We start from the raw sequence: 11,964 nt of genomic DNA, 5'->3' as shown, positions 1-11,964 counted from the left end.
CGGCCCCCGCCAGCGCCGCCACCGCGACGCCCAGCAGCACCCAGGAGAGCCGTCGCCCGAACGCGGCGGCCCTGTCGGCGCACCCGGCCACGGCGCACCCGCCGACGACCGCCGCGGGGACGGCCAGGGCGGGGGCGAGCCACGGGCCCTCCACCGGGCTGACGTTGTGCACGGTCCAGGTGACCAGGGCGGCGACGAGGGCGATCGACCCGGCGACGTGCAGGCGGGTGAGCGCGCGGGCGTGGTCGACACCGTTCCAGAACCCGGGGTCCGACAGCCCCGGGAACTCGGCGCCCGCGTCTTCGGGCGGACGCGCGTCCTCCTCCGGGGTGGGTGGTTTGACCTGGTCATAGCGGTTCTGTGAGGTGTGCGCGAGGGCGTACAGGACGGCGATCACCAGCAGCGGCACCACCGCGCCCACCAGGATCCGCACCGCGGGCAGGTCCGGCGGCAGCACCCAGGACGGCCACCGTGCGCACTCCCGTGAGCCGCCGCACTGGTAGGCCACGTAGTCGATGGGGATGGCGGCGGCCAGCACCACCAGGTTGAGCGTCAGCCCGAAGGACGCCAGCCGGGCCGCCCACCGGAAGAGGCGGAAGCGCACCGGGCGGCCGGGCAGCCACCGCGGGAACATCCAGGCGGCCATGTTGGCCATCGCGAACGGCAGCAGCACCAGCCACAGCACCCGCCAGGAGCTGCCGGACGTCAGGCCGCCCCACGAGTACGCCTCCACGTGCCGCCCCTCGCGGTCGGCCGTGCGGTAGAAACCGGCGATGCGGTCACCCGCCACCTGCATGGGAGTGGGGTCGTCGAGCAGAGACTGCGGCGACGTGCCGCCCACGCCGTGCAGGCGCAGCTCGGTGACTCCGGACAACCCGTCGGGACGGCGTCCCAGTCCTTCTGCGCCCATGATCGCGCCACCTCTTCCTCGGCGGGTCCTCTCATGATGAGACCGCCGGGCGCGTAGCGCACGAGTAATGTTCGCTGATCGTTCAGTAGGCCGTCGGCAAGGGGTCACCGTGATCGCCGGGCGGGCCTACACGATCGGTATCGGACCAGTCCATAATCGTTGATCAAGACTGGCCACAATGCTGGAGGAGTTTCGCATGCCGAGCAAGTCCCTGTCCCTCCTGACCGTCGGCGCCGTCATGGCCGCCGCCGCGATCGCCGGCACCGGTACGGCCGCCGCCGCCCAGGCATCCACCTGCGCCGACGCCCCCACGCGACCGGCGACGACCGGAGCGGTGTTCAGCGAGCCCGTGGGCGGGGACCCGACCGCTATCGTGCGCACGCTGTGCGGCCTCGTCCGGCAGACGCCCGCGGGGGCGAGCATCCAGATCGCGCACTTCGTGATGTCGGGCACGGCCGGCACCGAGTTCGCCGCCGAACTGGTCGCGGCCCACGAGCGCGGCGTCAGGGTGCGCGTCGTGCTGGACGGCGACCAGCGCGGCGCCGCCGTGGCCGGCCAGCTCGCGGCCGGGCTCGGCACCGACCTCGCCGCCCGTTCGTGGCTGCACGTGTGCACCGGCCCGATGTCGGGCGGCACCGCGGCCTGCATCGGGAACAAGGGCCAGCACAACAAGTTCTACCTGTTCTCGCGGGCCGGGCACGCCTCCAACGTGGTGGTGCAGTCGTCGGCCAACCTCACCGACCTGAACTCCACCACGTACTGGAACAACGCGCTCGTCCTCACCGGGGACAAGCGCCTGTACCGGGCGTACGACGGCTACTTCGCCGACCTGGCCGCCGAGCGCAAGAACCTCGACTACTACCGCGAGGTCCAGGCGCGCGGCGTGCGGGCGCACTTCTTCCCGAAGGCGGCGGGCGACCCCATCGTCGACTACCTGGACAAGGTCTCCTGCGAGGGCGGGACGAAGATCAGGGTGGGCATGTCCGAATGGGACACCTACCGGATCGCCATCGCCGAACGCCTGCGCGACCTGGCGGGCGCGGGGTGCGGCGTCCAGATCGTGTACGGGATCATCGACGACGAGGTGAAGGCCGTGCTGGCGGCGCAGCCGTCGCTCGAACTGCGCGAGCTGGGCTCGGGCAGCGCGCTGCCGGGGCGCATCCACTCCAAGTACCTGCTGGTCGAGGGCTCGTACGACGGTGACAAGAACGCGCGCTGGGTCTTCACGGGCAGCCACAACTACAACGAGACCTCGCTGCGCCGCAACGACGAGACGCTGCTCAAGCTGAACGACAAGCGCGTCTACGACCAGTACGTGGCCAACTTCGAACGGATGCGCGCCGCGGCGACCGCCGCCTAGCCGCCCGGCCTGGGCGGGTTTGGCGCTCTCCTGGAGGGAAGCTCGCCCCCACGGGGCCGTCGTCGGCAGTGGGGGCGTCATGGTCACTTCGCGCGGCGTGTTCCGGCGCAAGCCGGTGGAACAGATCGTGGCCGAGCACGAGGGGGAGCTGTCCAGGTCGCTCGGGCTCTGGCAGCTCACCGCCATCGGGGTGGGCGGCATCATCGGGGCCGGCATCTTCGCCCTGGCGGGCGCGGTCGCCAGGGAGAGCGCCGGGCCCGCCGTGCTGGTGTCGTTCCTCGTCGCCGGGGTGGCCAGCGCCGCGGCGGCCCTGTCGTACGCCGAGTTCGCCGGGATGATCCCGAAGGCCGGTTCCGCCTACACCTACGGGTACGCGGTGCTCGGGGAGATCGTCGGCTGGTTCATCGGCTGGGACCTGCTGCTGGAGTACACCGCGATCGTCGCGGTCGTGGCCATCGGCATCTCCGGCTACTTCGGCTTCCTGGTGCAGCAGCTCGGGATCACGCTGCCCGGCTGGATGCTCGGCGCGCCGGGCACCGGCGCGGGGCACGTGGTGGACCTCTTCGCCGTGGCGCTGTGCCTGCTCATCGCGTTCCTGCTGAACCTCGGGATCCGCGCGGCGGCCAGGTTCGAGACGTTCGTGGTGGCGGTCAAGGTGGCCGTCGTGCTGCTGGTGATCGTGGTCGGGTTCTTCCACGTGAACACGGCCAACTACACGCCGTTCTTCCCGTACGGGGTCGGCGGGGCCATCACCGGGGCCGCCACCGTGTTCTTCGCCGTGTTCGGCTACGACGCCATGAGCACCGCGGCCGAGGAGTCGCGCGACGCGCGGCGCCACATGCCCAAGGCGATCATCTACTCCCTGCTCATCTCCATGGTGCTGTACGTGCTGGCCACGCTCGTGCTGACCGGCATGCAGCACTACCGGGAGATCGACCCGGAGAGCGGCTTCTCCTCGGCGTTCGCCTCGGTCGGGCTGTCGGGGCTGGCGACGGTGATCGCGGTGGGCGCCATCGTGGGCATCCTCACCGTCATGTTCACGTTCATGCTCGGCGTCACCCGCGTGTGGTTCTCGATGAGCAGGGACGGGCTGCTGCCCGCCTGGTTCGCCAAGCTGCACCCGGTGCGGCGGGTGCCCTCGCGCGTCACCTGGATCGTGGGGATCGCCTCGGCGGTGATCGCCGGGTTCCTGCCCATCCGGGAGGCGGCCGAGCTGACCAACATCGGGATCCTGCTGGCGTTCGTGGTGGTGTGCGTGGCGGTGATCGTGCTGCGCCACCGGCAGCCGGACCTGCCGCGGTCGTTCCGCACGCCGTGGATGCCGGTGACGCCGGCCGTCGGCGTGGTCTTCTCCGTCTGGCTGATCACCTTTCTCGACCCGGTGACGTGGCTGCGCTTCGCCGTCTGGTTCGCGATCGGGCTGGTCGTCTACTTCGGCTACAGCCGCCGCCACTCCGCCCTCGCCTGAGCCGCCCGGGTCAGCCGGGGTTGTGGCGGGCGCGGTGTTGCGCCGGGGTCGTGCCGTGGACGCGCTTGAAGGCCACGCTGAGCGCGAACGGGTTCGCGTACCCGACCTGGCGGGCGATCGACGCCACCGTGGCGTCGGTGTCGCGCAGCAGATCGGCCGCCAGCGCGATCCGCCAGCCCGCCAGGTAGCGCATCGGCGGCTCGCCCACCCGCGCGGCGAACCTGCGCGCCAGCACCGCCCGCGACGTGCCCGTCTTGGCCGCCAGGCGCGTCACGGTCCACGGGTGCGCGGGGTCGTCGTGGAGCAGGCGCAACGCGTGGTCGACCGCCGGGTCGCCGGTGTCGCGGTACCACGCGGGCGCCCGCGCCCCCGGCCGCTCGAACCAGCTCCTGAGCGTCGACACCAGCAGCAGGTCGAGCAGCCGGTCGAGCACCACCTGCTGGCCCGGCGACCGCCTGGCCACCTCGCCGGTCACCAGGTCGAGCAGCGGGGGCGGCCCGCCAGGCACGACGAGCACCGGGGGCAGCACCTGCAGCAGCGCCTCGCCGATGCCGCCCACGTAGCCGGCGCCGAGCAGCGAGGCAGGTCCGCCGGGGTCCTCGCCGCAGGTGCGCGGCGCCAGCGGACGGGCGCGCGGGTCGCAGTAGTCGGCCGTGGTGACCAGGTAGGCGGCCGGACCCGGGCCGGTGCTCGCCGATGGGCGGTCGGTGACGGTGAACGGGGACGGGCCGCGTACGAGGGCGATGTCGCCCGGCGCGAGGCGTGTCGCCCGCTCCTGGCCCGCGGTCAGCCACGCGTGGTCGCTCAGCATGGCGACCACCGTCAGCTCGGCTCCGGTGGCGAAGCGCAGCGCCCACGGCGGCGTCAGCACCGCCCGGCCGAACAGCGCGCCCCTGGCCTTCACGCCGTCCGTCAAGCTCGCGAAGACGTCCACGCTCGCCAGCCTAGACGCGGCTGACGTCCACGCTTGCCAGCCTAGACGCGGCTCCGGACTGGGCGGGGGCCGAGACGCACGCACATCCGGGCGAGCCTCCCAGATATGTCCCGCTCACGAGCCGAGCCCGTTGACTGGGGGCATGACCGAACGAACGATCGTGGTGGTGGGCGGCACGGGCAAGACCGGCGGACGGGTGCTGGCCCGCCTGCGCGGCATGGGAGCCGCCGTCCGGGCGGCCTCGCGCTCCGGCGAGCCGCCCTTCGACTGGAACGAGCGCGCCACCTGGGACGCCGCGCTGGACGGGGCGCGCGCGGTGTACCTGGTGCCGCTGGACGGGGCGCTGCTGACCAGGCCCTTCGTCGAGCGGGCCGCCCGGCTCGGCGTCGAAAGGGTCGTGCTCCTGTCGGGGCGCGGGGTGGACGTGCCCGACTACGGCGACCCGTCCGGCAGCGTCGGGGCGACCCACGCCGACGGGGAGAGCGCGGTGCGGGAGAGCGGCCTGGAGTGGACGATCCTGCGGCCGGGCTGGTTCGCGCAGAACTTCACCGAGGGCTTCTTCCGCGAGATGGTGCTGGCGGGCGAGCTGAGGCTGCCCGGCGGCGACGGCGCGGCCTCCTTCGTGGACGCCGACGACATCGCGGACGTCGCCGTGGCCGCGCTGACGGGCGACGGGCACGACGGGCGGACGTACGAGCTGTCGGGGCCGCGCGCCCTGACGCTGACCGAGGTGGCCGTGGAGTTGTCTGCCGCGAGCGGGCGGCCGATCAGGTACGTGCCGCTGCCTCCGGAGGAGTACGTGGCCGAGCTGACCGGCCAGGGCTGGCCGCGGGCGGAGGCCGAGGAGTTCGCGGGCGCGGTGGCGCCGCTGCGGCGCGGCCTGGACGAGGTCCTGTCGCACGGGGTGCGGGAGGCGCTCGGCCGCGCGCCGCGCGACTTCACCGCCTTCGCCGCGGCCGCCGGCGCGGCGGGAGCGTGGGACTGACCGGGGCGGATCCTCGGGGCCCGCGCGTCACATCCGGCCGGTCCTGAACGTCACAGCAGTGACGGACGGAGACGACGAGGTGGAGCCCGATGACCGAGCACGAATTCCTGGCCACCCGCTTCGAGGCGCACAGGGGGCACCTGAAGGCGGTGGCGTACCGCATGCTGGGCTCGCTCAGCGAGGCGGAGGACGCGGTGCAGGAGGCGTGGCTGCGGCTGAGCCGTACCGAGGCCGGTGAGGTGGAGAACCTGGGCGGCTGGCTGACCACCGTCGTCGGCCGGGTGTGCCTCGACATGCTGCGTACCCGTACCTCGCGGCGGGAGGAGCCGCTGGAGCCGCGCCTGCCCGACCCGGTGGTGAGCCCGGCCGGCGGGCCCGACCCGGAGCAGGCGGCGCTGGTGGCCGACTCGGTCGGGCTCGCGCTGCTGGTGGTGCTGGAGTCGCTCAACCCGGCCGAGCGGCTGGCGTTCGTGCTGCACGACATGTTCGCGGTGCCGTTCGAGGAGATCGCGCCGCTGGTGGGGCGTTCGCCGGCGGCGGCCAGGCAGCTCGCCAGCCGGGCGCGGCGGCGGGTGCGCGGGGCGGCGCCGGTGCCCGATCCCGATCTGGCGCGGCAGCGGGAGGTGGTCGAGGCGTTCGTGGCCGCCGCGCACCGGGGCGACTTCGCGGCGCTGCTGGCCGTGCTCGACCCCGACGTGGTGCTGCGGGCCGACGCCGGAGCGCGCCTGGAGGGCGGCTACGCCGAGGTGCGCGGGGCGGCGAGGGTGGCCGGGCAGGCGCTCACGTTCCGCCGCTACTCGCCGTCGACCGCGCATCCGGCGCTGGTCAACGGGCTGGCCGGGGTGGTCAACACGGTGGACGGGCGGCCGTCGGCGGTGATGAGCTTCACGATCGCGGGCGGGCGCATCGTGGCCATCGACATCCTGGCCGACCCGGTCCGGCTGGCCACGCTCGACCTGGCCGTGCTCGGGGACGCCTGAGCGGTCACTTGGCGGCGGGGCGGGCGCGTACGTGCATGCGCTCGCCCTGCGGGCCGAACAGGGCCAGCACCTCGGCGGGCTCGTCGCCGGGGTTGATGAACGCGTGCGGCGTACGCGTGTCGAACTCGGCCACCTCGCCCGCCGTCAGCTCCACGTCGTGCCGCCCGAGCAGCACGCGCAGCCGCCCGGACAGCACGTAGAGCCACTCGTAGCCCTCGTGGACCTGCTGCTCGGGCTCGTAGCCCGGCCAGCGCGGCGGGTAGATCTGCTTGAACGCCTGCAGCCCGCCCGGCCGGCGGCTCAGGGGGATGTACGTCATGCCGAAGCGCCGCTGCGGTCGCAGGTGCACCCGCGGGTCACCGGTCACCGGGGCGTCGATCAGCTCGTCGAGCTGCACCTGATAGGCCCTGGCCAGCAGCAGCAGGAGTTCGAGCGTGGGCTTGCGCCCGCCCGACTCCAGCCGTGACAGCGTGCTGACCGAGATGCCGGTGCTCTTGGCCAGCTCCGCCAGCGTCGTGCCGCGCTCCTGGCGCATCGCCCGCAGTCGCGGGCCCACCGCCTGGAGCACCTCGTCGAGTTCCATGCGGACAAGCTTGCCATTTCGGCAACGAAGTTTGTCAATCCGGCCCGGTACCGCCGAAAGTGGCGCAGTGCCCGACGGGCGCTGGAGCCGGACGATGGAGAGGAAACGCGGACATGGACGCGACGTACGACGTGGTGGTGATCGGGGGCGGGGCCGCCGGGTTGAGCGGGGCGCTCGCGCTCGGCCGGGCACGGCGCAGGGTGCTGGTGATCGACTCGGGCCGGCCGCGCAACGCCCCCGCCGAGGGGGTGCACGTCTACCTGGGGCGTGAGGGCCTGTCGCCGCAGGAGCTGCTGGCGGAGGGGCGGCGGGAGGTGGCGGCGTACGGGGTGGAGGTCGTGACGGGCACCGTCACGGCGGCGAAGCGGATCGCCGAGGGACGCTTCCGCGTGGACCTGGCGGACGGATCGGCGGTCGAGGCCGCCCGGCTGCTGGTGGCCACCGGTCTGACCGACGAGCTGCCCCCGATCGAGGGGCTGGCCGAGCGATGGGGCCGCGAGGTGCTGCACTGCCCGTACTGCCATGGCTGGGAGGTGCGCGACCAGGCCATCGGCGTGGTGGGCGGCAACCCGCTGGCCGCGCACCAGGCCCTGCTGTGGCGGCAGTGGAGCGACGAGGTGACCCTCTTCCTGCACACGGCGCCGGAGCCGGGGGAGGAGGAGCGCGAGCAGCTCGCCGCCAGGGGCGTCACCGTGGTGGAGGGCGAGGTGAGCGGCCTGACGGTGACCGGTGACCGGCTCGGTGGCGTGCGGCTGGCCGACGGGCGCGAGTTCCCCGTGCGGGCGGTCGCCGTCGGCACCCGGCTCACCGCCCGTACCCGGGGGTTGGAGGGGCTCGGGCTGGAGACGGCCGAGCAGGAGATGGGCGGCCAGGTCATCGGCACGTACCTGCCGGCCGATCCCATGGGGAGGACCTCCGTGCCGGGCGTGTACGTGGCCGGCAACGTCACCAACGTGATCGATCAGGTCGTCTCCGCCGCGGCGGCCGGGGTGCGGGCGGGCGCGGCCATCAACGCCGACCTGGTCGCCGAGGAGGCCCGCGCCGCCGTCGCCCGCAGCCGGGCCGCAGCAGGACAAGTCGCGGCCGGGCAGGTGATGGGCGGACAGGTGACGGAGGAGCAGTTCTGGGACGCCCGCTACGCCGAGAGCGCGCGCATCTGGAGCGGGAAGCCGAACGTCGTGCTCGTCCGCGAGGCGGCCGACCTGCCGCCGGGCCGCGCGCTGGACCTGGGCTGCGGGGAGGGCGACGACGCGATCTGGCTCGCGGGCCGGGGCTGGCGGGTCACCGCCGCCGACATCTCGGGCGTCGCCCTGCGCCGGGCCGCCCGGCACGCCGAGGAGTCGGGCGTGGCGGAGCACATCGACTGGCAGCGGCACGACTTCGGCACGTCGTTCCCCGAGGGCTCCTACGACCTCGTCACGGCCTGCTACCTGCACTCGCCCCGCGAGATGCCCCGCGAGAAGATCCTGCGGGCCGCCGCGGCGGCGGTCGCCCCCGGCGGCGTGCTGCTGGTGGCCGGGCACGCGGGCCGGCCGTCCTGGGAACACGACGGCGCCCGCGACCATGCCCGCGACCATGCCCACGGTCAGGATCGCGGTCAGGATCGCGGACAGGATCGCGGTCACAGCCACGGCGCGCACCCGGACGTGCACTTCCCGACCACGCAGGAGGTGCTCGAAAGCCTGGAGCTCGCGGAGGGCGAGTGGGAGGTGCTGCGCAGCGAGGAGTTCGAACGCACCCAGAGCGGCCCCGACGGGCGTCCGGGCACCCGCGCGGACAACGTGCTCAAACTCCGCCGGACGGGCGCGTAATCCCTATGGCCGCACCCTCACCGAAGGGGGTGCGGCCAAACAGATCTACTTTGTAAAGGCGCCGGGCCGGGCGCGGTACGCCACGCCCTTTCCGGAAAGCCTCGTCGAGGCAACGCCCGCCGGGACGAAGGCCGACTCGCCAGGCAGCAGCGCCAGGTCGTCGCCGAGGCGGGCCTCGCCCTCGACGCAGAGCACGATCTGCGGCACCCCGCCGGGCAGGGTGTGCGCGCCCTCGCCGGTCAGCTCGTGGCGGGTGAGGGCGAACTCGGGCGCGGGCGGGAGGTAGTCGTAGGCGCCGGAGCCGTCGTCCGCCGGCTCGACGAGGTACGGGTCGGACGGGTCGAAGCCGACCACCCGCAGCAACTCGGGCACGTCCACGTGCTTGGTGGTGAGCCCGCAGCGCAGCACGTTGTCGGAGCTGGCCATGATCTCGACGCCGATGCCGCCGAGGTAGGCGTGGGGAACGCCGGCGCCCAGGTAGAGGGCCTGCCCGGGGCGCAGCCGGACGTGGTGCAGCAGGAGGGCGGCCACGACGCCGGGGTCGCCGGGGCAGGCGCGGGCGAGGTCGCCGTAGACGGTGAGGTCGTCGTCGCGGGTGTCGAGCAGGGCGCGTTCGGCCTGGTCGCGTACGGGGCGGGCGGCGTCGCCGAGCATCTCGGCGAACACGGTGCGCAGGGCGTGGGCGGGCGCGCCGGTGGTGAGGGCGTCGATCCAGGGGCGCAGGGCGGGCACGCCGAGCCGGTCGAGGAGGGCGGCGGTGGCGGCGGGCTCGCGGAAGCCGCACAGCCCGTGGAAGGCGGTGAGCGCGCAGACCATCTCGGGTTTGTGGGAGGCGTCCTTGTAGGTGCGGGTGCGGTCGTCGATCGGGATGCCGCGGGCGTTCTCGTCGGCGTAGCCGGCCTGGGCCTGTTCGGTGGTGGGGTGGACCTGGAGGGAGAGCGGGCGCTCGATGGCCAGGACCTTGAACAGGTAGGGGAGCGTGGGGCCGAACCTGTCGGCGGTGGGCGTGCCGAGGGTGGCGGCGGGGTCGTGGGCGATGAGGTCGCCGAGCGGGACGCCGTCCACGGTCGAGGGGTCGCCGGGGTGGGCGCCCATCCAGAGCTCGGCCTGGGGCTGCCCGGTGGGCTCGGTTCCGAACAGGCGCGGCAGGGCGGTGACCGATCCCCAGTCGTAGGGGCGGATCGTGGTGGCCAGGCGCATGGGCGCGGTGGCCGGTGGGTGGTGCTGTGGCACGGCGTTCGGCTCCAATCGTCGTCTCTGGAGCCTAGAACGGGATCGGCGCGTGTGTGCCGCCGGGGGCCGCTGGACAGGCGACTATACGTGGGTATAGTTTGCTTCTCTGATGAACAGTCGACTGTACGGTTGAACAGGAGGGGTGGGGTGACGACCGCACCGGATCCCGAGGATCTCACGGCTCGGGCCCGCATCAGGGACGCGGCGCTGTGGCACTTCGGCGAGCACGGCTACGAGCGGGCCACGATCCGCGGGATCGCCGAGACGGCGGGTGTGTCGCTGGGCCTGGTGCGCCATCACTTCGGCTCGAAGCAGGCGCTGCGCGAGGCGTGCGACGAGCATCTGGTGCGGACCATGCACCGGCTGCACGAGGAGGCCGCGACCAGGCCGCCGGGCGGTCTGAACCCGGTGGCGATGATGGGCCCCTACCGGCGCTATCTGGCGCGGGCGCTGGCGGAGGGCTGGGCGGAGCCGTTCTTCGACGAGATGGTGCGGATCGGGGAGCGGTGGCTGGCGCAGGCCGACGAGAGCAGGCCCGACGTCCCCGACGTGGACCCGAGGTCGCGGTCGGCGGTGATCGCGGCCATGGCGCTGTCGCTCAGCGTCCTGTCGAAGCACGTCGAGCGCGGCATGGGCGTGGACCTCGACAGCGTGGAGGGGCAGGACAAGCTCCTTCGGGCGCTGCTGGACGTCTACTCCCACCCCTTGATGACCCCGGAGGAGGCCGCGGCGGCGCGTGCCGTTCTCGACAGGGGGCACGGTCAGCAGGCGGACAGGAGGAGGGGCGAGTGATGAGCGAGGCCATCGCCGTGTCGGGGTTGCGGAAGGCGTTCGGGCCGGTCAGGGCGCTGGACGGGCTCGACCTGTCGGTGCGCGCCGGTGAGGTGCACGGGTTCCTGGGGCCGAACGGCGCGGGCAAGAGCACCACGATCCGGATCCTGCTGGGGCTGGTGCGGGCCGACGCGGGCGCCGTGCGGCTGCTGGGCGGCGATCCGTGGGAGCGGGCGGGCGAGCTGCACCGCCGGCTGGCGTACGTGCCGGGTGACGTGACGTTGTGGCCCGACCTGTCCGGCGGTGAGATCGTCGATCTGCTGGGGCGGCTGCGCGGCGGGCTCGACGGGCGGCGCACGGCCGAGCTGATGGAGCGGTTCGACCTCGACCCGCGCAAGAAGGCCCGCACCTACTCCAAGGGCAACCGGCAGAAGGTGGCGCTGGTGGCGGCGCTGGCCTCCGACGCCGAGCTGCTGATCCTCGACGAGCCCACCTCCGGCCTGGATCCGCTGATGGAGGAGGTGTTCATGGACTGCGTCCGGGAGGAGCGGCGGCGCGGGGCACGTACGGTGCTGCTGTCGAGCCACGTGCTGGCGGAGGTCGAGGCGCTGTGCGACCGGGTGACGATCGTCCGTGACGGCCGTACGGTGGAGACCGGCACGCTGGCCGGGCTGCGCCACCTGACCCGCACCTCGATCGAGGCCGAGCTGGCCGGGCCCGCCGAAGGGCTGGCGGAGCTGGCGGGCGTGCACGACCTGAGTGCGGAGGGCGGGCGGGTGCGGTTCACGGTGGACACGGCGGCGCTCGACCCGGTGCTGCGGCGGCTCACGGCGGTGGGCGTGCGCGGGCTGGTCAGCCGGCCGCCCACCCTGGAGGAGCTGTTCCTGCGTCATTACGACCGCCGGGACGGCGCCGCCCGGGTGGGCTAG

At 73.6% G+C, this 11,964-nt stretch carries 10 protein-coding genes and 1 pseudogene; 7 read left to right on the top strand and 4 right to left on the bottom strand.

Going from position 1 to position 11,964, the window contains the following annotated elements; translation table 11 throughout:
• Positions 1 to 910: pseudogene (locus ABD844_RS06545) on the bottom strand (hypothetical protein); the annotation flags it as partial.
• 196 nt (positions 911 to 1,106) lie between these two features.
• Between ABD844_RS06545 and ABD844_RS06540 the strand changes: the two are divergent.
• On the top strand, positions 1,107 to 2,270 hold the full coding sequence (locus ABD844_RS06540) for a phospholipase D-like domain-containing protein (RefSeq protein WP_344873985.1): 1,164 nt from the start codon (positions 1,107 to 1,109) through the stop codon (positions 2,268 to 2,270).
• A gap of 79 nt (positions 2,271 to 2,349) precedes the next feature.
• On the top strand, positions 2,350 to 3,738 hold the full coding sequence (locus ABD844_RS06535) for an amino acid permease (protein ID WP_344873983.1): 1,389 nt from the start codon (positions 2,350 to 2,352) through the stop codon (positions 3,736 to 3,738).
• Positions 3,739 to 3,748: 10 nt separating this feature from the next.
• Here ABD844_RS06535 and ABD844_RS06530 read toward each other — a convergent pair whose 3' ends face one another.
• Positions 3,749 to 4,672 carry an AraC family transcriptional regulator gene (locus ABD844_RS06530; protein ID WP_344873982.1) on the bottom strand — a complete coding sequence of 308 codons (924 nt, stop codon included), beginning with the start codon at positions 4,670 to 4,672 and terminating at the stop codon, positions 3,749 to 3,751.
• Positions 4,673 to 4,814: 142 nt separating this feature from the next.
• Here ABD844_RS06530 and ABD844_RS06525 point away from each other — a divergent pair, with 142 nt between their 5' ends.
• Positions 4,815 to 5,657: an NAD(P)H-binding protein gene (locus tag ABD844_RS06525; protein WP_344873980.1), complete on the top strand. Its 843-nt coding sequence runs from the start codon at positions 4,815 to 4,817 to the stop codon at positions 5,655 to 5,657.
• 89 nt (positions 5,658 to 5,746) lie between these two features.
• Complete coding sequence (gene sigJ, locus ABD844_RS06520) at positions 5,747 to 6,637, top strand: RNA polymerase sigma factor SigJ (protein ID WP_344873978.1); 891 nt, start codon at positions 5,747 to 5,749, stop codon at positions 6,635 to 6,637.
• Positions 6,638 to 6,641: 4 nt separating this feature from the next.
• Here sigJ and ABD844_RS06515 read toward each other — a convergent pair whose 3' ends face one another.
• Complete coding sequence (locus tag ABD844_RS06515; RefSeq protein WP_344873976.1) at positions 6,642 to 7,220, bottom strand: helix-turn-helix domain-containing protein; 579 nt, start codon at positions 7,218 to 7,220, stop codon at positions 6,642 to 6,644.
• A gap of 113 nt (positions 7,221 to 7,333) precedes the next feature.
• Between ABD844_RS06515 and ABD844_RS06510 the strand changes: the two genes are divergently transcribed.
• Complete coding sequence (locus ABD844_RS06510; RefSeq protein WP_344873975.1) at positions 7,334 to 9,031, top strand: FAD-dependent oxidoreductase; 1,698 nt, start codon at positions 7,334 to 7,336, stop codon at positions 9,029 to 9,031.
• A 45-nt stretch (positions 9,032 to 9,076) separates the two neighbouring features.
• Here the strand turns inward: ABD844_RS06510 and manA are convergent, their stop codons facing one another.
• Positions 9,077 to 10,264 (bottom strand): mannose-6-phosphate isomerase, class I, encoded by a 1,188-nt coding sequence (gene manA / locus ABD844_RS06505; protein ID WP_344873973.1) that lies wholly within the window; start codon positions 10,262 to 10,264, stop codon positions 9,077 to 9,079.
• Between the two features lie 147 nt (positions 10,265 to 10,411).
• On the opposite strand from manA, the gene ABD844_RS06500 reads away from it, so the two are divergent.
• Entirely contained in the window at positions 10,412 to 11,056 is a 645-nt protein-coding gene (locus tag ABD844_RS06500; RefSeq protein ID WP_344873971.1) for a TetR/AcrR family transcriptional regulator, read from the top strand.
• On the top strand, positions 11,056 to 11,964 hold the full coding sequence (locus tag ABD844_RS06495) for an ABC transporter ATP-binding protein (RefSeq protein WP_344873969.1): 909 nt from the start codon (positions 11,056 to 11,058) through the stop codon (positions 11,962 to 11,964). Before ABD844_RS06500 ends, ABD844_RS06495 begins: the two co-directional genes overlap by 1 nt.

It is taken from the genome of Nonomuraea antimicrobica, assembly GCF_039536965.1.
GTDB classification, from domain to species: domain Bacteria; phylum Actinomycetota; class Actinomycetes; order Streptosporangiales; family Streptosporangiaceae; genus Nonomuraea; species Nonomuraea antimicrobica.
The sequence above is the reverse complement of the archived record's forward strand: the minus strand, read 5'-3'. Positions and strand labels throughout refer to the sequence as shown.